This is a genomic window from Sulfurimonas sp. SWIR-19, from assembly GCF_020410885.1.
Classification (GTDB): Bacteria; Campylobacterota; Campylobacteria; order Campylobacterales; family Sulfurimonadaceae; genus Sulfurimonas; species Sulfurimonas sediminis.
Genome location: NZ_CP084578.1, coordinates 1,099,706 through 1,124,846, shown reverse-complemented (window position 1 = coordinate 1,124,846; position 25,141 = coordinate 1,099,706). Strand labels below are relative to the sequence as shown.

Annotated in this window: 24 protein-coding genes; 8 read left to right on the top strand and 16 right to left on the bottom strand. The window is 37.6% G+C overall.

The window, feature by feature from the left end; translation table 11 throughout:
* Positions 1–5: 5 nt before the first annotated feature.
* Both LCX93_RS05785 and LCX93_RS05780 read left to right on the top strand, forming a co-directional pair.
* The gene (locus tag LCX93_RS05785; RefSeq protein ID WP_226069299.1) at positions 6–986 is read left to right on the top strand and encodes a succinate dehydrogenase/fumarate reductase iron-sulfur subunit; all 981 of its coding nucleotides are present in this window, start codon (positions 6–8) and stop codon (positions 984–986) included.
* A gap of 10 nt (positions 987–996) precedes the next feature.
* Entirely contained in the window at positions 997–1,878 is an 882-nt protein-coding gene (locus tag LCX93_RS05780) for a CoB--CoM heterodisulfide reductase iron-sulfur subunit B family protein (RefSeq protein ID WP_226069298.1), read from the top strand.
* Between the two features lie 37 nt (positions 1,879–1,915).
* Here LCX93_RS05780 and LCX93_RS05775 read toward each other — a convergent pair whose 3' ends face one another.
* Positions 1,916–2,317 carry a hemerythrin family protein gene (locus LCX93_RS05775; RefSeq protein ID WP_226069297.1) on the bottom strand — a complete coding sequence of 134 codons (402 nt, stop codon included), beginning with the start codon at positions 2,315–2,317 and terminating at the stop codon, positions 1,916–1,918.
* Positions 2,318–2,449: 132 nt separating this feature from the next.
* Between LCX93_RS05775 and LCX93_RS05770 the strand changes: the two genes are divergently transcribed.
* A complete protein-coding gene (locus tag LCX93_RS05770; RefSeq protein WP_226069296.1) occupies positions 2,450–3,226 on the top strand; it encodes an exodeoxyribonuclease III in 777 nt (258 codons plus the stop codon).
* A 7-nt stretch (positions 3,227–3,233) separates the two neighbouring features.
* Here the strand turns inward: LCX93_RS05770 and LCX93_RS05765 are convergent, their stop codons facing one another.
* On the bottom strand, positions 3,234–4,067 hold the full coding sequence (locus LCX93_RS05765; RefSeq protein WP_226069295.1) for a helix-turn-helix domain-containing protein: 834 nt from the start codon (positions 4,065–4,067) through the stop codon (positions 3,234–3,236).
* A 107-nt stretch (positions 4,068–4,174) separates the two neighbouring features.
* Complete coding sequence (gene mog / locus LCX93_RS05760; protein WP_226069294.1) at positions 4,175–4,708, bottom strand: molybdopterin adenylyltransferase; 534 nt, start codon at positions 4,706–4,708, stop codon at positions 4,175–4,177.
* Between the two features lie 297 nt (positions 4,709–5,005).
* On the opposite strand from mog, the gene LCX93_RS05755 reads away from it, so the two are divergent.
* Positions 5,006–6,244: an IS110 family RNA-guided transposase gene (locus LCX93_RS05755; RefSeq protein WP_226069293.1), complete on the top strand. Its 1,239-nt coding sequence runs from the start codon at positions 5,006–5,008 to the stop codon at positions 6,242–6,244.
* Positions 6,245–6,578: 334 nt separating this feature from the next.
* Here LCX93_RS05755 and bioV read toward each other — a convergent pair whose 3' ends face one another.
* From bioV to LCX93_RS05695, 12 genes are all read right to left on the bottom strand, one after another.
* Positions 6,579–7,100 (bottom strand): pimelyl-ACP methyl ester esterase BioV, encoded by a 522-nt coding sequence (gene bioV, locus LCX93_RS05750; protein ID WP_226069292.1) that lies wholly within the window; start codon positions 7,098–7,100, stop codon positions 6,579–6,581.
* Positions 7,087–8,739, bottom strand: coding sequence for an AAA family ATPase (locus tag LCX93_RS05745; RefSeq protein WP_226069291.1), 1,653 nt, complete (start codon positions 8,737–8,739; stop codon positions 7,087–7,089). Before LCX93_RS05745 ends, bioV begins: the two co-directional genes overlap by 14 nt.
* Positions 8,726–9,979 (bottom strand): tRNA (N(6)-L-threonylcarbamoyladenosine(37)-C(2))-methylthiotransferase MtaB, encoded by a 1,254-nt coding sequence (mtaB, locus tag LCX93_RS05740; RefSeq protein WP_226069290.1) that lies wholly within the window; start codon positions 9,977–9,979, stop codon positions 8,726–8,728. Before mtaB ends, LCX93_RS05745 begins: the two co-directional genes overlap by 14 nt.
* Complete coding sequence (locus tag LCX93_RS05735; RefSeq protein WP_226069289.1) at positions 9,979–11,610, bottom strand: mechanosensitive ion channel domain-containing protein; 1,632 nt, start codon at positions 11,608–11,610, stop codon at positions 9,979–9,981. Before LCX93_RS05735 ends, mtaB begins: the two co-directional genes overlap by 1 nt.
* A complete protein-coding gene (gene aroB / locus LCX93_RS05730; RefSeq protein WP_226069288.1) occupies positions 11,610–12,659 on the bottom strand; it encodes a 3-dehydroquinate synthase in 1,050 nt (349 codons plus the stop codon). The genes LCX93_RS05735 and aroB overlap by 1 nt, the downstream gene beginning before the upstream one ends.
* A 70-nt stretch (positions 12,660–12,729) precedes the next feature.
* Positions 12,730–14,136: a COG3400 family protein gene (locus LCX93_RS05725; protein ID WP_226069287.1), complete on the bottom strand. Its 1,407-nt coding sequence runs from the start codon at positions 14,134–14,136 to the stop codon at positions 12,730–12,732.
* Complete coding sequence (gene trmA / locus LCX93_RS05720; protein ID WP_226069286.1) at positions 14,136–15,248, bottom strand: tRNA (uridine(54)-C5)-methyltransferase TrmA; 1,113 nt, start codon at positions 15,246–15,248, stop codon at positions 14,136–14,138. The genes LCX93_RS05725 and trmA overlap by 1 nt, the downstream gene beginning before the upstream one ends.
* An 18-nt stretch (positions 15,249–15,266) precedes the next feature.
* Positions 15,267–16,004 carry a flagellar type III secretion system pore protein FliP gene (fliP, locus tag LCX93_RS05715; RefSeq protein WP_193151761.1) on the bottom strand — a complete coding sequence of 246 codons (738 nt, stop codon included), beginning with the start codon at positions 16,002–16,004 and terminating at the stop codon, positions 15,267–15,269.
* Positions 16,001–16,780 (bottom strand): OmpA/MotB family protein, encoded by a 780-nt coding sequence (locus tag LCX93_RS05710; RefSeq protein WP_226069285.1) that lies wholly within the window; start codon positions 16,778–16,780, stop codon positions 16,001–16,003. The genes fliP and LCX93_RS05710 overlap by 4 nt, the downstream gene beginning before the upstream one ends.
* Positions 16,781–16,797: 17 nt before the next feature.
* Complete coding sequence (locus LCX93_RS05705; protein WP_151900418.1) at positions 16,798–17,562, bottom strand: motility protein A; 765 nt, start codon at positions 17,560–17,562, stop codon at positions 16,798–16,800.
* 50 nt (positions 17,563–17,612) lie between these two features.
* On the bottom strand, positions 17,613–18,248 hold the full coding sequence (locus tag LCX93_RS05700) for a phosphatase PAP2 family protein (protein ID WP_226069284.1): 636 nt from the start codon (positions 18,246–18,248) through the stop codon (positions 17,613–17,615).
* 34 nt (positions 18,249–18,282) lie between these two features.
* Positions 18,283–19,878 (bottom strand): phosphoethanolamine transferase, encoded by a 1,596-nt coding sequence (locus LCX93_RS05695; RefSeq protein ID WP_226069283.1) that lies wholly within the window; start codon positions 19,876–19,878, stop codon positions 18,283–18,285.
* A gap of 121 nt (positions 19,879–19,999) precedes the next feature.
* Here LCX93_RS05695 and glmU point away from each other — a divergent pair, with 121 nt between their 5' ends.
* Genes glmU through LCX93_RS05675 form a run of 4 tightly spaced genes read left to right on the top strand, consistent with a single transcriptional unit; the run spans position 20,000 to position 24,643 of the window.
* Positions 20,000–21,307: a bifunctional UDP-N-acetylglucosamine diphosphorylase/glucosamine-1-phosphate N-acetyltransferase GlmU gene (gene glmU / locus LCX93_RS05690; protein ID WP_226069413.1), complete on the top strand. Its 1,308-nt coding sequence runs from the start codon at positions 20,000–20,002 to the stop codon at positions 21,305–21,307.
* Position 21,308: 1 nt separating this feature from the next.
* Positions 21,309–21,800, top strand: a complete 492-nt coding sequence (locus tag LCX93_RS05685; RefSeq protein WP_226069282.1) for a DNA-deoxyinosine glycosylase — start codon at positions 21,309–21,311, stop codon at positions 21,798–21,800.
* A 42-nt stretch (positions 21,801–21,842) separates the two neighbouring features.
* A complete protein-coding gene (locus LCX93_RS05680; RefSeq protein WP_226069281.1) occupies positions 21,843–23,462 on the top strand; it encodes a YcaO-like family protein in 1,620 nt (539 codons plus the stop codon).
* On the top strand, positions 23,447–24,643 hold the full coding sequence (locus tag LCX93_RS05675) for a class I SAM-dependent rRNA methyltransferase (RefSeq protein WP_226069280.1): 1,197 nt from the start codon (positions 23,447–23,449) through the stop codon (positions 24,641–24,643). The genes LCX93_RS05680 and LCX93_RS05675 overlap by 16 nt, the downstream gene beginning before the upstream one ends.
* Here the strand turns inward: LCX93_RS05675 and LCX93_RS05670 are convergent.
* Positions 24,640–25,080, bottom strand: a complete 441-nt coding sequence (locus LCX93_RS05670; RefSeq protein WP_226069279.1) for a rhodanese-like domain-containing protein — start codon at positions 25,078–25,080, stop codon at positions 24,640–24,642. The two genes, LCX93_RS05675 and LCX93_RS05670, sit on opposite strands and share 4 nt — an antisense overlap.
* Between the last annotated feature and the right edge of the window lie 61 nt (positions 25,081–25,141).

The following is a 25,141-nucleotide window of genomic DNA, read 5'->3' as shown; positions in this document are numbered from 1 at the left end:
AACTTATGAGTACAGAACATAAAATAACTACGCAAAAAGTAAACTTCAAAGTATTTCGCTTTAATGCTGATGAAGACTACCTTCCATATTATGAAAATTACGATATGGAAGTAACTTCGGAAGAAGTTGTATTGGATATACTAAACAGAATAAAATGGGATCATGACGGAAGTTTTTCATACAGAAGAAGCTGCCGTCACGGTATCTGCGGAACCTGTGCCATAAAAGTAAACGGAAGATCAACGCTTGCCTGTAAAGAGAGCATGAATGATATGGTAGAACTTTTTGGAAATGAACTTGTGATTGAACCGCTGAGTAAAAAAAGAGCTGTCAAAGACATGATTATAGACAAAGGTGACTTCTGGGAGAAACACGCGGCTGTCACACCATATCTTGTTGCAGATATTGATGAAAATCCGGAATCTGAAAACCTTGTATCACCTGAAGATGCCGAAAAACTTGACGAAGCGGATCTTTGTATCCAGTGTGGTGCCTGTCACTATGCCTGTCCTGCCGTTGAAATCAATGAAGATTTTTTCGGTCCTGCCGCTTTTGCAGCAGCATATCGCTTCAGTGCCGATGTACGGGACAACTCAACATCAAGACTCTCGGATGTCAATGAAGAAAAACAGGGTGTCTGGGACTGTGTGAAATGTTTTGAATGTGCTGAAGCCTGTCCAAAAGAGATTAATCCTATCGGTAAAATTACAAAACTGCACCAAATGGCTTTCCAGGAAGGCATCGCCAAAAACAATGTTGCAGTTCGCCATGCCGTCGGCTTTAAAAAGTCAATTATGAAAAACGGTGTACTTGATGAGGGTGGGCTTGTCCTCTACTCTGAAGGTCCGGCAATTGTCAAACATATACCTGTTGCATTTAAAATGTTCACAAAAGGTAAAATTGTTCCGCCATGGGGCATCACAAAATCCCAAAATCTTGATGAGATTCAAAAACTTGTAAAATCTTCATCAACTGTAAAGTTCTAGGAGTCAAACAATGGAAAAACTAAAATACGCACTTTTTACAGGATGTACGGCAAAACAGAGTACACCTGAGCAAATGATGTCAACTATGGCAGTTGCTGAAAAACTGGGAATAGAACTTGTAGAACTGACTGAGGCTTCATGTTGTGGCGCATCCCATCTTCAAGACTATGATGACTTTTTATCTTTGGTTCTTAATGCCAGAAATATCGCCTATGCTGAAAAACACGGGCTTACTATGGTTACTATCTGTAATACATGTCAGCTCAATACCGCAATGACAAAACACAGACTTGACAACAACGAAGAACTCAAAGCAAAAGTCAATGAAAAACTTGCAGAAGTAGGTCTTGAGTACAAAGGTACATCGGCAGTTACACACTTTTTATATGCGATTATTGATGATTTTGGACTTGATAAGCTTAAAGAGATGGTTGTTACACCACTGAGCCAGTTTAATATTGCACCTTTTTACGGATGCCATAATATACGTCCGTCAGAACTGCAAAATGAGACACATAAAACTGCAGAAAATCCTTATAACCCTACCTCACTTGATGATTTAATCATTGCATGTGGCGGAGAGACTGTTGATTATGAAGAAAAAAACAAATGCTGTGGTTTTCATGTTGAATTACAAGCACCCCATACTGCAGCAGTTTTGACAGGGAACGCTATTGCCGGTGCAATGGATGGCAATGCTGACTGGATGGTAACACCATGTCCGCTTTGTCACCTTAAACTTGATACACAAACTGCACACGCAAGTGAAGCAATTGGTCGTGAAGTAGAACTCCCTGTACTGCATATGCAGCAAATGGTTGGACTTGCACTTGGCTGTACTCCGGCTGAACTTGGACTCAACCATCACTTGGCAAAAGTAGACTTCGTTTAAAAAAATTTCCTAAACTGTTTGGTTTAGGAAATTCATATTACATTGTATCACCGATATGCATTGCAGTCTCAGAATCCCATCGTGCTACATGTAAAACAATCCAGTGTTTGAATTCCTCTTCCAGAAAAGTCTGTATTGCCTCCGGGTCCTTATTTGTATTCCACTCTTTAAGCAAATCTTTTATTTTTTCTCTCATTGTATCATGTTCGCTTTTATGCATTTGCATTGCATAAAAGTTACTCTCTTCCATCATATCTTCTTCTGTTGTAAAGTGGTCCTCAACATCAAACAAAACAACCTGAAAAAGTTCATCTATCTTTTTAATATCTTTGGCAAGCACCGCATCATGAAAATTATTAATTATCTCTATCTCTTCTTCATGCAAAATATTCATCATTGCATTTGACACCTGTTGTACATCTTTTGATTCTATTAACATTTAAATCCCTTTTACCTTTATAAAAAAATATTATAACATTAGAGTATTCTTGTCAGATTGATTTACATCAACTTTTTTCTGTTGTACTCTCAGACTTGTGCTATAATTTTGAAAAAAAATTACAGGTCTTATATGTCAGATTCAATAGAAATAATATCATGGAATGTTAACGGAATACGTGCTGTAGCTAACAAAGAAGCGCTTAAATGGATAGATGAAAGAGACACAGACATTTTATGTCTCCAAGAGATAAAAGCACAAAAAGAGCAAATCCCAAACAATCTGTTTGAAAAAGAGTTCACAGAAGTTATCATTAATTCCGGAGAACGAAAAGGGTACAGCGGAACAGCTACTTTCAGTATGCTTCAAAGCCATTATAGCTCTACATGTAATGATATTGATACAAAACATGAAGGACGTATCATTGAAACACATTATGGAGATATCGTTCTTTTTAATGTTTATTTTCCAAACGGTCAAAAGGATGAAGAGCGTCTTGCCTATAAGATGCAATTTTATGATGATTTTTTAGCCTATTGTGAAAAGCTCAAAGATGAGGGAAAAAGTATTATTGTATGTGGAGATGTAAACACCGCACACCGTGAAATAGATTTAAAAAATCCAAAAGCAAATGCCAAGACATCCGGTTTTCTTCCAATAGAAAGAGAATGGATAGACAAATTTTTAGATCATGGATATATAGATACATTCAGATATGTGCATGGAGACAAAGCAGACGCATACAGCTGGTGGTCCTACCGTTCCAATGCAAGAGTAAAAAATGTCGGCTGGCGCATTGATTATTTTTTCATATCTGAAGATTTGGCAGAAAATCTTGAAGATGCTTTTATTTTGGATTATATAGAAGGTTCAGATCACTGTCCTGTAGGCATTAAAATTGTTTTTTAATCACTGATCAGACTCCTGAAACTTTCAGCTGATATACATTGAGTATGTGTTTTTTATTTATATCTTCAAAAGTCTGACTGGGAGAAAGACCAACTATATTATGAAAGACTTTGTTTAAATGTGCATTGTCATTATATATGTACTGGGTATCATTGAATTTCTTTCCATCAGAGATATATTCCATAAATATCTGATAAAATTTACAAACAAAAATAAATTTTTTGGGAGAAAGACCAATGAACTTTTTAAACTGACGCTCTATTGTGCGCCGACTGCAGGCAAATTCCTGTGCCAACTCTTCTACAGTCACTTCATAATTATATTCTTCAATTCTTTCCAAAATATCTTCTATAAATTCTCTAGAATTATTTTGGTCATTATACATTTGTAAAAAAGCATCATCCAAATAACAAATATCCTGCTCCATACTTTTATGCATATAGAGTTTGGAGAAGTATTTATTGATCACTGTGGTTTCAAGAGGAAGATAGTGGTTATTGAGAGAAGCAGCATCTTTTTTAAATAACTTATAGAATCCTATTGGCAAAAGTTCAACGAGTATCACTACAGCAGGTTCAACCTGTGGAATGCTTTCTAGGTTCAAAATATTTTTTTTGGATTTAGCCGTTTTTATACTCGCAGAATAACCTTCCGGAATCTGATATTTTTTATTATTATTATTAAGAAGTGAGTAGCCGGTAATACCTCTGTTGAAAATTATAAAATTCCCGCCATTTGGCAAAAAAAGCATATCAGAGAGTAAAGTAAAATCATATATAACAACATAGCACTTAATTATGCTGCTGAGTTTGATATCTGGTAAAAATACTTCATACTTCATATATCACCAATTGGATTTTATTTAACCCATTGTATCAGAAGTAGGAAGAATTTTACTTGTACTTATACGACATAATAATAATTGTTAAAAAATAATTTATATATTCTTTACTTTGCTTTAGGTCTGAATGCCTTTATAACATCCTCGTTTGTTTCTATAAACGGACCTTCAATCAGATCTATACAGTAGGGAACGGCAGGAAAAACCGCATCAAGACACTCTCTGATTGATTTTGGTTTGCCTGGTAAATTGATAATCAGACTTTTCCCTCTGATTCCTGCTGTCTGGCGTGAAAGGATAGCAGTGGGAACATACTGCAAACTCACCTGACGCATCAGTTCACCAAAACCGGGCATCATCTTCTCGCATACATTTTCAGTTGCTTCGGGTGTCACATCACGAGGTGCCGGACCGGTTCCGCCGGTTGTCACAACAAGGCAGCATCCTGCATCATCACACAACTCTTTCATTGTTGCCTCAAGCACATCCTGATCATCAGGAATACATCTGTAAACTATTTCAAATTCACTTTTTAAATACTCTTTCATCGTGTCTTGAATAGCCACTCCGCTTATATCTTCATAAATCCCTTTGCTTGCTCTGTCACTTGCCGTTATTACACCTATCTTTATTTTACTCATATTTTTTTCCTCGTATAATAAATTTATCAAGTCATTACATCCAAGGGAGTAGTGGTTTGATAATTGTTTTTTAGTTTTTGATAAAGTCGTTTTTGTGTTTGTCAAATACTAAAACAACTTACAGTTAAAGAGTTGAATGACAGTCGTTTTTCCTTATGAGGTTTTATACCACTATCTAAGAAAGCATACTGCGTTTAACCTAAGTAACTTACCTATAGGATGCCAGGATGGGTTTTATCTCAATCCTCTATCGTTACGAGGCTGTAAGAAAAAGTTAAACAAATGAAAGGATGCACAATGCACTATTATGTAGGTATAGATATAGCAAAGAGTTTTCATGTTGCCTGTGTGGTTAATCAAGATGATAAAGTAATAAAGAAGTCGCTCAAGTTTAATAATGACGAGAATGGCTTTAGTGAATTGGTTTTACTTTTGAACTCTATTGATGAAGTTTCAACCTTTACCATTGGTATGGAAGCAACAGGAATCTTCTTTGAAAATCTCTATCTGTATTTGAAGGAGAAAGGGTTTGATGTTATACTTTTAAATCCTTATCAAACAAACAGATTTAGAGAGTTGGACACCATGAAAAAAGTAAAAAATGACAACATTGATGCTTTAATGATAGCAGCTTTAATTAAATCAGGAAGATACTCCAAAGCCTATGTAAGTGAAGATACCTATCAAAGTATCAAATCACTATATAGACACAAGAATAATCTTCTTGAAGAGATGAAAAAGCATAAGCGACAGATATCTACACTTCTATCTGTAGTCTTTCCTGAAATGGAGCAGGTTGTAAAAGACCCATTTAATGTAACAGGGCTTGCTCTGCTTGAGAAGTATCCAACTGCAAAGCATTATGAGTATGCCAGTGCGCAGAGGATACTTAAAACTTTTCGAGGTATTAAAGGCAATAACTTTAATGAGCAAAAAGCCAAAAAGCTTTTAGAGTTAGCCAAACACTCTGTCTATCAGGGTAATGGTGTAGATGAGAGAGCTTATGTCATAAAGTCTCATATTCGACTTATTAAACTTCTACAAGAGGAGCTTAAAGAGCTTGAGCATGAGATGTTAAAACTTTTTCATCAAGCACCAAAACTTGAGATTGATGAAGAACAAGAGGTTATGGATATTATTGACAACCTTAGAACCATTCCGGGTGTGAGTGATAAAACCATCTTTGCACTCATTAGTGAGTGTGGGGATTTGAGCAGGTTTAAAAACAACTCTCATCTTATTGGTTATTTGGGCCTCTATCCTACAATAGAGCAATCTGGCAATAAGCTTAGTTATGGTCCTATTGCAAAGAGAGGTGCAAAGTTAGCTAAAAAAGCGTTATATCAAGCTGCCATTGCAGCTATTAGACATAATAATGAACTTAATAAGCTCTTTAGAGACAAGGTCTCTCAAGGCAGAGCCAAAAAAGAGGCTGTAGTCATTGTTGCAAGGAAACTTGCTCATATCATTTTAGCTATTTATAAAAACAATGTTGCCTATAATCCTCAAAGGGTATTTCAGGCATCAGCATCTTGAGTTTCATTCAACTATTTAACAATAAGTTGTTATAGAACTTGATAAACACTATATAGACAATTATATAACAGTCTATACCCTCAAGGGGCACCTAGCACTTTATCATTGTCAACCAAACAGTTTTTTAGTTGTTTGATCATTGAAACACTTGAGTCAAATTCTAGATAATGACTTGTAAAAAGTGCTTCAAAAATCAAACGCTCTTAAGAGCCAAAAGGCTCTTAAAAATGTTCTTTGAAAGTTTATTGTTACGGGACTATTGTCTTTTTTATTTTTTCGCTCCGTTTAAGTTATTCTTTATAGGATTGCTTTTTATTTGATTTTTACTGATTTTTCAAAAAAGTTGTAAAAAATGATTTGCCTCTTTTATGTATGTAACCGTTGCCACATCCAGAAAAAACTCTTTGGCACTCTTTGTATCAACTATTTGGTCTTTTCCACCTAAATAGACTTCAATTGTTACACCTTTATCTGCCAGTACATGTAATTTCTGTATATCCCATTCATAGTTTAAAAGTTCATCCAGCTCTTCCAACACTGTCACACTGCGTTCTACTTCTTTTCTCTCATATGGCAAAAAACAGGCATTTATAAACTGTTGCAAATAGACATTTTCATTTTTCCTGTATGCCATCAGCTGCAGTTTCTTAAACTTTTCATTTTTGCTTTGAAAAAAAGCCGGTGAAAAAAGCTGTAAAGTATCTACTCTTTTGCCTTCTTCCAAGGCTTTACATGTAAACTCAAAAGCTTTTATCGCACCGTAACTGAAACCGCTTACGGTAAAATCACTTTTATACATGTAAGGGTCAAAAAAGTGTTTTTCATTTTTTAAAGAAAATCCGCTAAAAAACTTCATTTAAATACTCTTTTACTTCGGTTTTACTAATACTTTCGCGTTCCAAAAGAACATATTCGATTTTTTCAAGCACTTTCAAAAGAGATTCAAGCAAAACACTGCTCTCTTCGTAAAGTCTTTTAAGCAGCAGTTCCTGCTCTTTTTCATCCGGCAGCAATGACGAGCACATACCATACTCTTCACACATTTTTTTCACAAGTTTTTTTGCTTCATCCAGATCATCTTTGGCACTGCTTGCATGCTCGTTATACTTTATGTCACAGGCAGCTATTCCGGCTAAAAGCATCTTCACCCGGGATTCAAGTTCCTGTTTTATAAACGGCTCATCCGTAGCAGGTGTCAGTTTTTCGTTTGAAAGCATCAGTTTTTCAAAAGCTATATCATAATAGGTTGCTACCACTACCTTTCCGGCCTGATAGGTTGCCCGGAATGCTTTTTGTCTTTCATTGAGCATTTGGAGTTTTTTCTTTCCAAACATCACTTTGTCTTTTACCTGCTCAAAATGTTCCAAAGTAACATGAAAATCATTCTGTCTCAAAGCCAACAGAGCCGCCTCGTTTACAAGTGCTGCCAGTGCGGCACCGTTAAAGCCTACAGTCATATTTGCTACTATTTTGACGTCCAGCTCATGCGGTACTTTTTCCAGATATTTCATTAAAATCGCTTCACGTTCTCGCTTGGTCGGAAGTTCTACAAAAATCCGTCTGTCAAAACGTCCTGCACGCAGCAGTGCCGAGTCTAAAACATCTATTTTGTTAGTCGCAGCAATAACAATCACTCCGCTTGAGCCTTCAAATCCGTCCATCTCAGTCAGAAGCTGGTTCAGAGTTGCCTCTCTCTCATCATTTCTGTTGCCGTCTCTCTTTTTTCCTACAGCGTCTATTTCATCTATAAATATAATAGAAGGAGCATTTTTTTTCGCTGCGGCAAAAAGTTCATGCACACGCTTTGCACCCATGCCGACATAAATCTGCACAAATGATGCCCCGCTCTGATAGTAAAAAGGCACACCCGCTTCATGCGCAACCGCTTTTGCTATCATCGTTTTTCCAACACCCGGAGGCCCTATTAAAAGCACTCCTTTTGGCATACGCGCACCAAAGCTTTTGTATCGTTTTGGATTTTTCATAAAATCTATAATCTCTTCGAGTTCCACTTTGACATCGCTGATACCACCAATATCATTAAAACTCACATCACTTTTTATCGCTTCAATATGAGTATTCCCCTCAGACGGTGAAAAGTCAGTATTATTTTTTGATTCACTGACAGTAAAAATTTCTTTCAATGATTTCTTTTGCCATTTTCTAAAAGCTAATGAACCAAGTCCCAAAACCAGTATAAATACCAACAGATAAAGTAATATGTTTGATTCATTGTCAACTTCAACTTTATAATCAGCAAACATATCAGGTGTCACTTGTGAAAAAGGGATTTTGTAATATCCTTTTTTTGTTTTTAGATAGACATATTTTTTCCTAGCAACAACCTTTTCAACATTATGGTTTTGCAACAGTTCTTTGGCCTGTTTCAGGGTTATGGCATCAGCATTGTCCCGAAGCAGAGCAAATAAAATCAATATTATAATAATAAATGCCGATACATAAATCGCTATTCTGTTTGTTTTAGATTCTGGCATAATTGAAGTCCTTTTTTACTTCATAGTTGGTAACAGTAATCCAGTTTCCAACCAAATCTTCTTGAGACTCTACAACAATTTTATTAAAATGCTGATCAAACCCGTGATAGAATCCTTCTTTACAAGACTCTATCAGCACTTCAAGCTCTCCCCTGTAAGCCTTTCTGAAATCAAAATTTTTCTGTTGAATCAGCTCTTGCAATTCGTGCAGTCTCTCTTTTGCTATTTTACCGTTTACCTCCGGCTTCATAGTGGCAGAAGGAGTGCCATCACGCTTTGAATAGGTAAAAGCATGAATATGCGTCAAAGGCAAATCTTTTGCATTTTGCATAGCTTCTCGCCATAAATCCTTACTCTCTCCAGGATGCCCTGTTATAAAGTCGGTGCCTATGGCGTATCCCTTTTCTGCCAGGAGTTCAAACAATGCTTTATCCTGCCTGTAAACATTCCTTCTGTTCATCAGTTTTAACATTTTTGGCGAAGTGTGTTGCAAAGCAATGTGCATATGCTTTTCCATCCATGGCTCATCCAAAATCTCTTTAAACTCATCTGTAATCTGAATAGGTTCAACACTCCCCAGACGTATGCGTCTGACACCACGAATCTGGGACATCTTTTTCATAAGTTTTGCCAAAGATGTTTTTGTATCCTGCCCGTAACTTCCGACATTCGTGCCGGTCAGGATAAATTCACCGAAACCGTTTAGGGCAAGTCTTGCGACCTGCTCTAAAATTCTGTTTTCATCCATGCTTCTGGCATCACCGCGCACATAAGGGATGATACAGTAAGAACAGCGAAAATTACATCCCTCCTGTATTTTTATAAAGGCTCTGCTTTTGCCTACAAACTCATCCACAACCATATCGTCTATATGGTTCAAATCACCCGGTTCGTAAAAGGGCTTTTCTCTTGCCAAAAGAGCATCTATTTTCTGCTTTTCACTCTGACCAAAAACTCCGTGGATACGGTTCTCTTTTAAAAGGGATTCTCCTTTGGTATGGGCACCGCAGCCTGTTAAAAAAAGCTTTGCGCCATTGTTGTTTTTTTCAACCTGCGAAATATAGGAACGCACATGGGTATCGGCACCATTGGTAACCGTGCAGGAGTTTATAACGATGACATCGGCTTCTGCCTCATTTTGGGTTATTTCATACTCTTTTAATGAACTCATCATAACCTGAGAATCATAAAGATTTGTCCGACAGCCGAATGTTTTAAAATATACTTTTTTAGTGTGCATTAGACTATTTCTCCATTGTGTGCACTCGGTGATTCACTCTGCATAGATACATGCAGCTTCTGTGTAGGATAGGCGATCGTAATATCATCAGCCTCTTTGAATGCGTCAAGAATTTCCGTTGAAATAACACTTCTGAGTGTTAAAGTAGCATAGGCATTGGTAAGGTACCAGGCTTCTATATCTATACCGTTTGACTCTATAAAAGAGTAAATTCTTGGTTCTACATTGGTGTTTTTCAGATTATAGTGCTGTCTGAGTTTATTAAGCTGTTTTCTTGTAATATCCGTATACCCTTTGGAAAATTTCTTTGTGATTTCTTTGACTATGTGCATAGCCTTTTTATGGTTGGAATCAAAGGTAATCGTAATTTTCACCCCGTCCCAAACTGTTTTGAGTGAATTATGCGTATAATTTGCAATCATCTGGGTAAAAATATAGTTGTTCGGTATAAATATAATACGGCCTGCTCTTCTGTTGTGCATGATGGATGTCAAAGTTATATCTTCCAAAATCGTCATACGAAGAAGCGAGATATCTAAAACATCGCCAACATATTTCATTCCTCCCATATCTACACGGATTCTGTCCCCTACATGTATACTTCCGCCAAAGACGATAACAAGCCAGCCCAGCATCGACATAAACCAGTCTTTCATCGCAATGGCTATACCTGCTGAAGCAAATCCAAGAATTGTTACAAGGTAGGAAGCATTTTCTATATAGTTGAAAAATAAAATCAAAATTATAATGATGAAATTTGTAAATGTGATGATTTTGTTTGCCATATAAAAACGTTCGTTATCTGTAATATATTTCTTGACAACCAGCTTTAAAAGAAAAAATATAAAAAATACGAACAGTATTGCCATGCCTATTTTTATCAGTCTGTAAACCTGTTTTTCAATGCCTTTGTTAATATTTATCTCTGCAATATCCAGGCGTTTTTGATACACATTCATTGTTACATTCATAGTATCGAGCGCCTGTTCAAACATCTCAAGCTGTGCGAGTTTGTTTCTGTATATCTGAGCATATTTTTTGTTTTTTGGCTGCAGTTGCAGAATCTTTTTGTAAATCTTTTTCTCTTGTTTTAATTTGCTGATCAAATCTATCAGACTTTCTCTTTTTTTCCTGTACTCTTCAAGGTTTGCATTGAGTGTTTTTATCATAGACAGACCGGTCAGAATATCAAAGGGATTGTTGATTTCCGGCACTTTGTCGATATTTGGCGGCGTTATCAGTCCTGAAAACGGTGCAGAACTGTTGGTACCCTTTAGTTTTTCAATCTGTGAAGCCAGAATATTTTCTTTTGATATCAAGGCGATGAGTTCATCTTTGTCCGCATCTGTTTTAGCATGTTTTGCAAGATAGCTAATTCTTTTTTTAATGGCATCAAGATTATGCTTCACATCCATGGATGTCAGGTAAGAAGAGTAGCTTTTCATCCACATGTTTTCATCAGATATCTCTGACTCTATGGTGTTTATCTGCTGTTCATATGCTTTTGTCTGTTCAAGTGTAAGTGCTTTTTCTTTTGTTGTATCTGTGGCATTTTGTTCAACAGAAACATCTGCCTGCAACAAAGAAGACAAAAGTATACTAACAGTAAAAATAAAGGACTTTAACAGCATCAGTTGTTTCCAAATTTACGAAGAACACTGAGAATCAACTCTTTGTCAACTTCATCTGTAATTTTTACGCCACCGATGCCTATGGGGATAATAAACGTTACAGAAGCATCCAGACTTTTTTTATCCAAAAAGAATGTTTCATAAAAACTGTTGACATCTTCAATGGTATAAGAAGTCGGCAAATCATACTTTTGTAAAAGCTCTTTTACCCTCTGTGCTTCCTGTGGTGTCATCAGGTTCATAGCCACAGCAACTTCGTTTGCCATCACCATACCGATGGCTACCGCCTCGCCATGCAAATAGGTTTTGTATTTTGTTTCATTTTCAATGACATGCCCAAAAGTATGGCCATAATTCAGAGCAGCTCTTAATCCATGCTCTTTTTCATCTTTGGCAACAACATCTGCTTTTGTCTGTACAGCCTGTTTGATAGCTTCTTGCAAAACTTTTTTATCATGCAGGTCTGCCATTTCTAAAAATTCAAAGAAATTTCTGTTAAAGGTCACTGCCATTTTGATAATCTCGGCAACACCGGCACCAAATTCTCTTTTTGGTAAAGTTGATAAAAAATGAGGATCAATATAGACAGCTTTGGGCTGATGAAAAGCACCTATAAGGTTTTTTCCATAACTGTTATTTATACCTGTTTTGCCGCCCACACTGGCATCTACCTGAGAAAGCAGTGTTGTAGGTACCTGCACAAAATCAATCCCACGCTGGTATATACTTGCCGCATAGCCTGTCATATCCCCTATCACACCGCCTCCAAAAGCAATAAGCATTGATTTTCTGTTAAAACGGTGGTTAAATAAAGACTCCAATATCAAATCAACAGAATCCTGGTTTTTGTACTCTTCCCCGTCAGGTACTGTAATGATATAAAGTTCTTTTGCTGATATTTTTGAAAGGAAATATGCCAGATGAAGTCCGGCCACTTTCGGATTGGTAATAATAGCTACTTTTTTATCAAAATGAACTTTTTTAATCGTATCTATAGTAATGTCATATGAGTTGTCAACTGTTTGTTTTAAAGGAATGTTTACCTGCATTGTCTATCCAAAATTATAATATGCTAGATAATACTTAACTTTTACTAAAAAAGGAATAAATTAACGCTGTTTATAGCTGTACAGGTATAAAAATCTGATGAAAATCATCCAGTTTAAAATAGAGTTTTTCACTGTCAGTTGAAAAAAGAGCATAAATATGGCGTGTTGTGAGTTTGTTGGTAAAAGGAATGATCTGTACAAAATTTTCTTTGTGCTTCAGGAGCCGAATCGGATTTTCATTCTCTTTAAAGACTTTGATTGACTTGGAAAAAATAGTTGAAAGATTGTAAAAATGCTCGATGACCTGTTCTTTTTCATCCTGGTGCTCGTTTATATAATTATAAAGTTCTATATTGAAATTAAGCTGCTCGGCTATATCGAAAATCGTTGCAGAAATTTTTTCCAGGTCTCTGTTGTCTGAGAGTATCAAAGCGACATCTTTCACCTTGGAAAAGGATTTTTCTGAGAGTTTCAGTACCGGTACATGTACATCATACAAACATCTTCTCACATGATAATCGGCAAACATCTCTCTTGATACAATCACCAGTCCGACATGATATGACTTTACATCATGCAAAAATACAGATCGCAGATTGATACTGTCATAATCTATCTCGACAACAATATCCAAATCTCTTAAATCCTTGATTTTTTCAATAATATCAATGTCTGAAGGGTTTACAATTTTTATAACAAGGTCATGTTTGAATTTTTCATGGATATACATTGCATGCTGTACAAGCGTGGCAATATTGGAATGCGTGATAATGTTCATATCTATGTATAAAAGGATATTTGTTCCAAAAGGCTCAGGGAACTGTCCAAGTTCACGTTTAATGGCTTTGTAAACTGAGCGCAAGACCGCAGGCTCACCAACGAGCAAAAGAGTGTCATTTGGCTGTATCATGCGTCTGCGCGAAGGCATTATGAGTTTTCTGTTTCTGTATATCGCGACAATGCGCCAGTTTTTCTGCTCAATCACTCCAATATGCCTATAAACAAAAGAACTGCCAAAAGGAACAAGTACTTCCATTATTTCGCCCTCGCCTATACCGACATTCTGTGCTATCACCGGAACATTTGGCAGGTAATCCAACAAACGGGAGGCCAAAATCTCGTTTGCATTGATGAGTACAACATTCGGGTCTTCATTGGTCATATTCCACTGATTTAGGACAACAACCCGCAACTGTTTTTTGACAACACGAATGTTTTTAATCGTATTTTCAACTTCAGTCTGATTGTCCATCGCTATCACAACCTGAATAAACTCCATTTTGAGTAAATTTGCCAGTTTATAAAAACTGGTAGGATCAAACTCATAAAATTTAAAACGTGCCGGGCTTGCATCTTTAAATTTTTTCTCTTTTGTCTGCACTATATAGTATATATTTTCACTCGTATATGTCTCGGCAACCCGTTGAATAAAATGTTGTCCTATCGGTCCACTGCTTATGATTAATATTTTTTTCACTACAGCCCTTTTTTTGTAAGTTTCACACCCATTTCAACATGATGTGTGTAGGGAAACTGATCAAAAAGCGCCATGTCTGTAACTGTATGTGTTTGAGAGAGTATTTTCAAATCATCCAGCAATGTCAACGGATTACATGAAATATAGACTATATGATCATACCTTGAGACAAATTTGCAAGAGTATTCGCCCATTCCGCTTCGTGGAGGGTCGACAAAGACAGAATGAATAGCGTAACTGTTGATATCAATATCTTTCATCCTTCTGTACTCTCTTACACCGTCAAGCGCTCCGACAAAATCCTCAACACTCATACGGACAAACTCTATGTTCTCTACCTGATTTAAAAGCATATTCTCTTTTGCCGCATTGATGGAGGATTTGGATATTTCTGTCGCCAGCACTTTGTTGAATTTTTTTGCAAAGGGAATGGTAAAATTTCCTGCCCCGCAGTAGAGTTCGAGTAAATCGTTTTTCGTATCTGAAAACTTGTTACTTGCCCAGGCAATCATCTGTTCATTGACTCTCGGATTTGGCTGAGTAAAACTGTTTTCAATATATTTGAACCTATAGACATCACTCTTTACATGTAAAGTCTCTGTAACATAATCCTGTCCTATCACAACTTTTTGTTTGCGTGAACGGCCTATGATGTATATACCCAGTTCCTGGGCTATTTTTTTTGCTTTTTCCTGCCAGGTTTCATCCAAAGGTCTGTGATACAGAAGCGAAACAACTATTTCACCCGAACTCGAACTTAAAAAATCCGCACCAAAAAGCTTAAAACCGACAGCATGTACTTTGATTGCATCAAGAAGCTTAGGCATAAGGTTGCCAATATACACATTCACCTGTGGACATTCATTAATAAGCACAACACCTTTTTTATCAATATGATTCATGGCATATGAAATTTCATCATCTGTATGCCATATTTTAAACTCGCTCCTTGCACGGTAATGTGCATCCAAGGATTTATACACAGAAATTTCTTCACTAAAGTAAGGTGTAAATCGTTCTTTGTTTATCTGTATTTTTTCATTAAGTTGTGCTTCATATCCATCTTCATAAACTCTGCAGGCACCACATTCACTGAAATATTTACAATTCAATTTTACATCCTTAGAAAATTATTTTACAGAGGCAATCAAATTACCTATAAGTAAATTCCAGCCGTCAATCAATACAAAAACAAGTATTTTAAAAGGCAGAGAGATCATAACAGGAGGCAGCATCATCATACCCATAGACATCAAAATAGAGGCCACGACCATATCTATCACCAGAAACGGCAAAAAGAGTAAAAAACCTATCTCAAAAGCGGTTTTTAACTCACTGATAATAAAGGCAGGAATTACAATAGAAAGAGGCACATCTGCCACGCTTTTCGGATTTTCCATTTTACGTATCCGTAAAAAAAGTGCCAAATCCTTTTCTCTTGTATTTCTAATCATAAAATTTTTAAACGGCAGTGTAGTTTTGGCAAAAGCCTCTTCATAGCCTATCTCTTTGGCTATATAGGGCTTGATACCCTGCTCATAGGCTTTTGTTCCTATGGGTTCCATAACAAAAAAAGTTAAAATCATTGCAAGCATGACAAGCAGTTGTGTCGGAGGAACCTGTTGGGTACCGAGTGCCTGACGCAGAAATCCGAACACAATGACAAACCGGGTAAATGTTGTCATTACCAGCACCATCGAAGGTGCTAAAAAAAGCAAGGTAAGAACAACGAGAACATTGAGTGAAGAGACAAGCTGCTGTGGTGTGTCCGGTGCCGAAAGACTCAGGTTCATGGTAGGAACAACAGGCGATTCTGCCCCAAAACCCAAAGCAGCCAATGCCGCAAGCAAGAACAGAACTCTTATCATTTTTTCTCGACTGTTTTATCTAAAATAGAATTGTTCACATTTTGCGCTTCTTCACTTTTTTTCCCATAAAAATGCAATTCAACTCTTCTGTTTTTTTCCCGTCCTGTGGCTGTTGCATTGGTCGCTATGGGCTGATACTGTGCAAAACCTGTTGCACTCAGACGCGCAGGATCTACACCGTCCAAAATCAACTCATGCAAAACAGCCAGTGCTCTTGCAGTCGAGAGTTCCCAATTGTCTTTATAGGGACTGTTCGGTCCGGGATCTCTGTCATCAGTATGCCCCTGCACATCCACAAGCATATCATTTGGCAACTCTTGAATAATAAGCGTAATCCGCTTCAAAAACAACAAAGCGTCCTGATTTTCTATCGTAGCACTGCCAGGTTTAAACAGCAGTGTTGCCGGCAGTTTGATCACAAAACCATCTTGCGCTTCTTTTACGGTAATCGCGGGAGACTGTGTCTTTTCCATCATCTCATTTGCATCAGTTGCAGCCTGCTGCACTCTGTTGACCACTTCACTCGTTTCGTCCTGAGAGTCTATAGGTGTAGCTTCAAGCATTCTTTTTTTTGAGATTTCTGTTTGCGTACCGCCTTCAAGAACACTCATCGCACCTGAGAGTGAACCGATAGCTTCTGAAATCTTTTTTGCATCCATACTCGACATAGAAAGCAGCAAAACGAAAAAACAAAGAAGCAGAGACATCAAGTCTCCGAATGCCGCCAGCCATGCGGGTAGACACTCTTCGCATTCAGGACACTTTTGTTTAGCCATCAGTTTTTTCCATTGTTTTATTCAAACTGGCTGACACGGTCAGCAGGAGCCAGATAGGCAAGCAGTTTTGCTTCAAGCACTCTTGGTGCATCACCGGACTGAATAGACATAATACCTTCAAGAATCATCTCTTTGAGCATCGTCTCTTCATCATTTCGAATAGTCAAAATATTGTAAATCGGTGTTCCGAAGATATTTCCAATCATCGCTCCGTACATGGTTGTAAGAAGGGCAACTGCCATAGAAGGACCGATGGCAGAAGGATCTGCCATATTTAAAAGCATGGCAACAAGCCCGATAAGTGTTCCGATCATACCCATTGCACCGGCAAGCCCCGCCCACTGATTAAATATGGAAGCATGAATCTTATGGCGGGTACTTGTCTGTTCCATGTCAATTTCGAGCAAATCACGAATAGTGTCAGGCTCACTCCCGTCAATTGCCATAGAGAGACCTTTTTTCAAGAACTCATTCTCTTCATTGTTGACATCACTCTCCAGTGCCAAAATACCGTCTTTTCTTGCCTTGGTCGCGAACTCTACAAGTTTTTTTATAAGTTCACCGACATCCTCTTCAGCAGGCTTAATGGCTTTCATAAAGACTTTTGTAAACTTTTTCATCTGCGCCGGCTTGAAAGAGATCATCAAAGCCCCTATACTACCACCGACAACAATTAAAACAGAAGGAATATCGATATATGCACCGACACCAACACCCATTGTCATGGCCCCGAGCAAAAGAGCCATAATCAAAACAATACCAATGACCGTACCTAAATCCATCCAAAAACCTTAACGAAAAAATTTATAATTACATTATAATAGCACAATTATTATAAAGAGTAAATTTTATTGACTATCTTTGCGATGAGTAATATAATCAGCCATGCAAGTACCATCGTAATGACCGTATGACTGAAAAAATGATCACCGATAAGCATTTTATACAGTCCCATACTCCAGCCTATAGTCAAAGCAACTGCAGAGGCAATGATTTTATTTCTCCGTTTGTGAAATAAAAATACCAGGCTCAAAAGCGCAAATCCACCGCTGGCATGTCCCGCAGGCCAGCATTTGCTTTTATGGTGATGCAATTTAAACTCCGGTGTGTAGTTTTGCCAGACCGCTGTCCGAGGATAGACACCACCGTACCTCACTTCATCTTTGGGACAGGGCATATTTGTCTCTCCTTTTATGGAACTTGCAATAAGCGGCACAAATATGGCAGAGAGTATGACAATAATCATGCCTCTTTTGTAGTCATTGACCAGTTTTGTTTTCCTAAAAAAGATGAGTGCAAGCAACAGACTCACAGCAAAGGCAATGAGAAGTTTTTTAATACCGTCGTAAAATATAAACTTGTAAGGCTGCTCACCCCAAAAAAGAATCCATTTATGTGTCGTAAAATCAAAAAAACGGTCTTGCAGACTCAAATCAACATCTGTTATGCCAAAAAATACAATACTCAAGAAAAGTATTATAAAAGTAACAACAAGTTGCTGGTTAATGTTCATTTTTTAAAATATCCAGCTTTTTGTCATACTCTTTTGTTTGTACATTAAAGATGCCAAGTAATGTATGAAAAAGATCATCCTGTGTATACTTTTTATCTTTTCGTTTTTCTAATGCCTCTTTATTGACCCTTTTTGCCATATTTTTGCCAAGCCACATTACAGCGCCGATATGTACCTGTGCATCAGGTGCCATAAAGTATGGCAAACCGTGCAGGTAGACACCGCCCTCACCCAGACTCTCCCCGTGGTCACTCATATATATCATGGCCGTATCATACTTTTTGCCATACTTTTTCAAAAATTTTATCGTCTGATCTAAAAAATAGTCGGTATACAAAATCGCATTGTCATAGGCATTTGTTATCTCTTCCTGTGTACAGTTTTCCAGCTGGTTTGTCTTACATGTAGGCGTAAATTTTTCAAAATCTTTCGGATAGCGTTTGTAGTATGCAGGTCCGTGATTTCCCATCTGATGCAGCACAATTAAAATATTTTTGCCTTTATTCTTTTGTATAAATTTGTCGAGTCCGACCAGCATGCCAACATCTCTACACTCTCCGTCGGTACATATTGTATTGTTTTTCGGAGTTTTGTAATCCTCATACGGCACACGCAGTGCCACCCCTTTTGAGTCAGAGTTATTGTCTCGCCAAAGAATAGCCACATCTTTTGTGTGTTTTAACACATCAAGCACATTTTCGGTACTGATGCCTTTTTTGTAGCTGTAGTCTGATTTGCCGTATTTCGCAAACATACATGGCACCGAAGCAGCCGTAGAGGTACCGCAGGAGTAAAAATTTGGAAAATCCACGATGTCGTCTTGCGCAAGCAGAGGGTTTGTCTCTCTTTTATAGCCGTTGAGACTAAAATGATCCGCCCGTGCTGCTTCACCGACGACCATAATGACGAGTTTGCTGCGGTTGTCATCATTGACAACTTTGGCATCAAGTCCTATCGGCTCAACGACAAGCGGACCGCTGTTAAATGTCAAATTAATATACTTTCCGATGGAGTACATCCAGTACGCAGGATTTATGGAGTAGCGTAACGGCTTGTGCTCGCGTACAAAGGAAGTATAGAACTTACTAAACAAAAAGAATGAAGCAAGAATAATCGCCAGAGATATTCCTATGAGTTTTAAGCGCGCAAGTAACTCCTGCTTAAGAGGACGGTACTCTATTTTTGTCTTATAAACAAAATATGACGGCAAAAGACCTAAAAACAGAAAATACAGAACCTGTTTGAGCGTTACTAGATCCAGTGATTCATGCATATTTGTCTGCAGTGTATTACGAATCATACTCGCATCAATCACCACATGATAACTGTTCATAAAGTAGTTTGTCAGCGATGAAACCAACAGCAGTGTAATTATAATCGGTTTAAGCGTATACTTATAACAAAACAAAGAGAGCAGAAATATCATAAAAAAGACTAAAACAACGGCCAGAGATATTAAAAATCCGGCGTTGTGCCAGTTCAGAGGATAGACCTGTAAGACATTGTGAAAAAAGCTGTAGTTATCAAATAAAACAAAGAATATACTGACATAGATGATAAGTCGTGTTTGTGTAATTTTTTTCAAGGGGAAAATCTTCTTTAGTATTAAATATCTTATTACATGTAAACATAAAATAAGTTCGAAATTATACACTTTATAATTAAATAATGGTAACATTGCAGATAAAAACAAAAAAAGAATGCACATGAAACAAGAAAATATAAGTATCGTAATTTTGGCAGCCGGTAAAGGCAGCCGTATGAAATCTTCAAAAGCAAAGGTTTTGCACACCATCAGCGGAAAACCTATGCTCTATCATATCATCAAAGAGTCCCGTAAAATTTCTGATGATATTACCGTAGTGGTTGCCCATCAAAAAGAGGCTGTTGTTGAAACAATGCAAAGCTATTTTGATGATATCCGCTTTGTAGAACAAGATGCTAAAAACTACCCGGGAACCGGCGGAGCTATGATGCAGGTAGAACCAAAATATGACAAGGTATTGGTTCTTAACGGAGATATGCCACTCATCACAGCCGATGCACTCAAAGGATTTTTAGAGCTTGAAGCAGACATTATCATGAGTATTTTTGATCTTGAAAACCCTGATGGATACGGTCGTGTCATCATACGAAACAACCATGTGGAGTACATAGTAGAGCAAAAAGACGCTGATGAAGCAGAACTCAATGTTACAACAGTCAATGCTGGTGTTTATGCCTTTTCAAAAGTCATCTTGGAGCGATACATTCCTGATTTGAGTAATGATAACGCACAGCAGGAGTATTATCTGACTGATATCATAGCAATGGCAAACGAAGATGAGTCAAGTATTGTGCCCTTACTTGTTGATGAAGAGCACTTCAAAGGGGTAAACTCCAAAAAAGACCTCGCTGATGCCGAAGAGATTATGCAAAACAGAATCCGTACAAAATGGATGAATACAGGGGTAACCATGCAGCTGCCAGCAACTATTTATATAGAAGAAGATGTTGTTTTTGAGGGAGAGTGCATTGTTGAAAACGGCTGTCGCATTACAGGAAAAAGCAAAATCATCAACTCCCACATAAAAGCCGGCAGCGTTGTAGAAGAGAGTACCCTGAAAAACTCAGACTGCGGACCGATGGCACATCTTAGACCGCTGAGTCATATAGAAAATACGCACATCGGAAATTTTGTAGAAGTAAAAAAATCAACCCTCAAAGGCGTCAAAGCAGGCCATTTAAGCTATTTGGGTGATGCCGAGATAGATGAAGGCACAAACATAGGTGCGGGAACCATTACATGTAACTATGACGGTGTCAAAAAATACAAAACACGCATCGGCAAAAATGTCTTCATCGGCAGTGATTCGCAGCTTGTAGCCCCTATAACCATAGAAGATGATGTTATGATAGCAGCAGGAACGACGGTAACAAGCGGAGAAATAAAAAGCGGCAACTTAGTTCTCAGCCGAACAAAAATGCGTCTAGTGAAAGATTTTTATTATAAGTTTTTCGGCAAAAAATGCTAATATGACAGAGTATCATACTTTTGAACCGCTTATATTTCCTGATTCAAAAGTGCTGATACTCGGCTCATTTCCCAGTATAAAATCTTTTGAAGAAGGCTTTTACTATGCCCATCCACGTAATCAGTTTTGGCCTATTCTTGGTAAAATCTTCAATGCAGACATACAAACAAAAGATGACAAAATTGCCCTGTGTAAAAAGCACAAAATAGCCCTTTTTGACAGTGCTGCAAGTCTGCAAAGAGATGCAAACAATTCCAGTGATACCAACCTGAAAAATATAGAAGTCAATGATTTTGAAAAACTGCTAACAGAATACCCAAACATCAAAACCATATTGTTTACAGGCAAAAAAGCACAACAGATTTTTAACAAAAAGTACAAAGACCTGCCCGTCAAAAAAATTCTGCTCCCCTCAACCTCTCCCGCCTATGCCAGCATGAAATTTGAAGAAAAATTTGCAAAATACAAAGAGGCTTTAGAAGAGAATCTTTAAAAAAAGGTATAATGTTATAAAAAACCCAGGATCAACTATTTAATGAATTTTCTCTCTAAAGAAGCACCGCTTCAAAACTCTATAACTACAATGAAGGCTGTTTTATCTGATGTCGGATGTGAGACAGTTTTTCAAGAACATAAAAATCCTCTCACTCACTGTTTTTCGGTCAATCTCAGCTCACAAGAAGCACCCAGGCATATTTACTCAAACGGTAAAGGTGTACTGAGAGATGCTTCTGTGGCGAGTGCTTTGGGTGAGTATATTGAACGACTGCAGACAAATAACTTTTTTATAGATTTCCATTTGCCGAAGAGAAAATATTATCCTGATGAAGTCGTGTTTGGTTTTAATGAAGCCGGTCTCAGTGATGAACTTATGGCAGTTTACAACCCGGACGGACATCTTTCTCCTGAAGATTTGGTGGACTTCAACAGTGACTATACTGACAAAATCGTTGCACTTCCTTTTGTCAAACAATCCACACAGGAACATATTCCAATTCCGCTCAATATTTTAAGCAATCTCTACGTCAGCAACGGTTTGGCGACGGGAAATACGCCTTTGGAAGCAAAAGTGCAGGCTCTGAGTGAGATTTTTGAACGCCATGCAAAAATCGCCATCATAAAAAACGGCTATGCCCTGCCGAAATTTCCTGATGAAGTTGTGAAAAATTTTCCAAAAGTCTATGAAGATATACAGGCATTGCAGAAACTCGGCTACAAAGTGGAAGTTTTAGATGCTTCTTTGGGCGGACAGTTTCCCGTCACTGCCATCTCGTTGATAGATCCGAAAAATGCAACACTTTTTGTCTCTTTTGGAGCACATCCTATTCTTGAAGTTGCACTTGAACGCACAATGACCGAGCTTATGCAGGGGCGTTCACTTGAAAATCTTGACAGTTTTGAAGTGCCTACCTTTGACATGAGCCTTGTCTCAGACAGTTTTAACCTTGAATCACACTTTATAGACTCCAACGGCAAACTCGGGTTTCTTTTTTTGAGTGCCAAAAAGAGTTTTAAATATTCTCTTTTTTCCTATAAAGGAAACTCCACACAAGATGAGTATGACTGTCTAACAAAGATTCTTCAAGATATGAAGAAAGAATTTTACATCAGAGAATATGATTACCTCGGTTTTTACTCTTGTCAAATAATTGTTCCCGGTATTTCAGAAGTTTATCCCATAGAGGATTTGATATATAACAACAAAAACAACGGCAAACTTATCCGTGATATGGTGCTCAATTTTACAAAATATGACCCACAGGAAATTATGCTTGAGATTGAATCACTTGAAGACTCACTCAATATGGAAAAATACATCGGTGTCATCTTTGCAAAAAATTTTACAATGGCTGAATTTAAAGCACAGATTTTATTGCGTCTGGGTGAGCACGACGAGGCACTTGAATTGTTGGAATATGGGACAAACAAACTCGGTCATCTTGTAGTGGAACTTGCTCGAATGCAGGAGATGGAACTTGATTATGAAGAGTACAAAGAAGCTTTATATAAGGTGTTTTCCAAAGAAAAAGTACTGAAATCTTTGGGTATTCTCAATAATACAGATTTTTTGATAGAAACAACACTGCATAAAGACTACACTAATATGCTTTGTCTGTATGACAAACTTGAGAGAAAAAAATGCACAATGAAATAGACCTGATACTCAAACCTGAATTTACGCAGCAGATACAAAACGGTTATCCTCTGCTTATGAAAGAGTATTTCCAAGATTGGAATAAACTCAAAGAAGAAGGCAGTCTGCTTCACTTGTATGACAACAAGAAGAGATTCATTGCAAAAGGCTACTACGGATTACAGAACAAAGGACATGGCTGGATTCTTTCACAAAATGAAGATGAAACCATAGACAGCGAATTTTTCGTAAGAAAAATCAAAGAAGCAATTGCCTACAGAAAAAATTTCTTTGCCGACACGCAAACAACTGCTTTTCGGGTTTTTAACGGTGAGGGCGATGGCATCGGTGGCTTGAGTATTGATTATTTTGAAGGCTATTATCTTTTTACATGGTATAGCATCGGTATTTATACATTCAAAGAGAGTATACTCGAAGCTTTTAAACAGAGTGTCGACTTTAAAGGAATCTATCAAAAAAAACGCTTTAATACAAAAGGCATGTATCTCGATGACAAAAGTGACTTTGTATCTGGGCAAGAGGCACCGCAGCCTTTACATGTAAAGGAAAACGGGGCAAATTTTGCCATCTATCTTGATGATGGTGCAATGGTGGGCGTCTTTTTAGACCAAAGAGAGGTCAGAAAAGCCATTCGTGACAAATATGCAAAAGGAAAAACCGTTTTAAATACTTTTTCCTACACGGGTGCTTTTTCCGTCTTTGCAGCCCTTGGCGGTGCAAAAAGCACGACAAGCGTTGACCTGGCAAAACGAAGTTTACCAAAAACGCAAGAGCAGTTTTGCATCAACAACATTGATTTGAAAAATCAGAATATCATTGTTGAAGATGTCTTTTTATACTTTAAATATGCTGTGAGGAAAAAACTGCTTTTTGATATGGTTGTCGTTGATCCGCCGAGTTTTGCACGTTCAAAAAAACATACATTCAGCGCCAACAGAGACTATGTAAAACTCCTCAAAGAGGTGATACAAATAACAAACAAAGACGGCATTATCGTAGCTTCCACCAATGCTGCCAATTTCAGTATGATGACTTTTGGCAGATTTATAGACAAAGCGTTCAAAGATTTAAAAACAAAATACAAAGTGCTAAAGCGCCACTCTCTGCCAAAAGATTTTCGCGTGGCAGAAAAATTTCAAGAGGGTAATTACCTCAAAGTCGTTTTTATAAAGAAACTTTAGTTTGTCTCAAGCGTAAAGTATCCGAGATAATTTTTTATCGGCTTGTGTGCATTTACCCAACTTGAAATGCCGCCTTCGAGATTGACAACATTGCTAAAACCCAAATCCTTGAGTGTTTTTGCAGCCATCAGCCCTCTTGCACCCTTTAAACAGTAACAAACTATTTGATGATCACTTAAATCAACAAGCTTGTCATCAACAGCGAATTCGAGTTTCCCTCGAGGAATGGTAAAAACTGTTTTTGCAGGGATAACACCGCTTGCAAATTCATCAGATTCCCGTACATCAATCAAAATCATATTTTCTAAATCTATCTCTTCGACCTGTATCTGGCGGATCTCTTTTTTTGCCGCACTCAGCAACTCTTTTAAATGCCCCTTGATAAGGTCAATATCACACCTTTCGTAATACTTTTTCATCTGTTCGTTATGGTTCATAACATTCCCCTTTCGTTACTAAGATTTTTATAGTATACATCTACAAAGCTTAAGTATATTT

Coding starts and splice junctions, on each gene's coding strand:
- LCX93_RS05745 (WP_226069291.1), bottom strand. CDS start 8,739: ATGCCAGAATCTAAAACAAACAGAATAGCGATTTATGTATCGGCATTT.
- LCX93_RS05670 (WP_226069279.1), bottom strand. CDS start 25,080: ATGAACCATAACGAACAGATGAAAAAGTATTACGAAAGGTGTGATATT.
- LCX93_RS05765 (WP_226069295.1), bottom strand. CDS start 4,067: ATGAAGTATGAAGTATTTTTACCAGATATCAAACTCAGCAGCATAATT.
- aroB (WP_226069288.1), bottom strand. CDS start 12,659: ATGCAGGTAAACATTCCTTTAAAACAAACAGTTGACAACTCATATGAC.
- mog (WP_226069294.1), bottom strand. CDS start 4,708: ATGAGTAAAATAAAGATAGGTGTAATAACGGCAAGTGACAGAGCAAGC.
- LCX93_RS05780 (WP_226069298.1), top strand. CDS start 997: ATGGAAAAACTAAAATACGCACTTTTTACAGGATGTACGGCAAAACAG.
- fliP (WP_193151761.1), bottom strand. CDS start 16,004: ATGATAAGAGTTCTGTTCTTGCTTGCGGCATTGGCTGCTTTGGGTTTT.
- LCX93_RS05770 (WP_226069296.1), top strand. CDS start 2,450: ATGTCAGATTCAATAGAAATAATATCATGGAATGTTAACGGAATACGT.
- glmU (WP_226069413.1), top strand. CDS start 20,000: ATGAAACAAGAAAATATAAGTATCGTAATTTTGGCAGCCGGTAAAGGC.
- LCX93_RS05685 (WP_226069282.1), top strand. CDS start 21,309: ATGACAGAGTATCATACTTTTGAACCGCTTATATTTCCTGATTCAAAA.
- LCX93_RS05755 (WP_226069293.1), top strand. CDS start 5,006: ATGCACTATTATGTAGGTATAGATATAGCAAAGAGTTTTCATGTTGCC.
- LCX93_RS05735 (WP_226069289.1), bottom strand. CDS start 11,610: ATGCTGTTAAAGTCCTTTATTTTTACTGTTAGTATACTTTTGTCTTCT.
- LCX93_RS05785 (WP_226069299.1), top strand. CDS start 6: ATGAGTACAGAACATAAAATAACTACGCAAAAAGTAAACTTCAAAGTA.
- bioV (WP_226069292.1), bottom strand. CDS start 7,100: ATGAAGTTTTTTAGCGGATTTTCTTTAAAAAATGAAAAACACTTTTTT.
- LCX93_RS05675 (WP_226069280.1), top strand. CDS start 23,447: ATGCACAATGAAATAGACCTGATACTCAAACCTGAATTTACGCAGCAG.
- LCX93_RS05705 (WP_151900418.1), bottom strand. CDS start 17,562: ATGGATTTAGGTACGGTCATTGGTATTGTTTTGATTATGGCTCTTTTG.
- LCX93_RS05775 (WP_226069297.1), bottom strand. CDS start 2,317: ATGTTAATAGAATCAAAAGATGTACAACAGGTGTCAAATGCAATGATG.
- LCX93_RS05680 (WP_226069281.1), top strand. CDS start 21,843: ATGAATTTTCTCTCTAAAGAAGCACCGCTTCAAAACTCTATAACTACA.
- LCX93_RS05710 (WP_226069285.1), bottom strand. CDS start 16,780: ATGGCTAAACAAAAGTGTCCTGAATGCGAAGAGTGTCTACCCGCATGG.
- mtaB (WP_226069290.1), bottom strand. CDS start 9,979: ATGCACACTAAAAAAGTATATTTTAAAACATTCGGCTGTCGGACAAAT.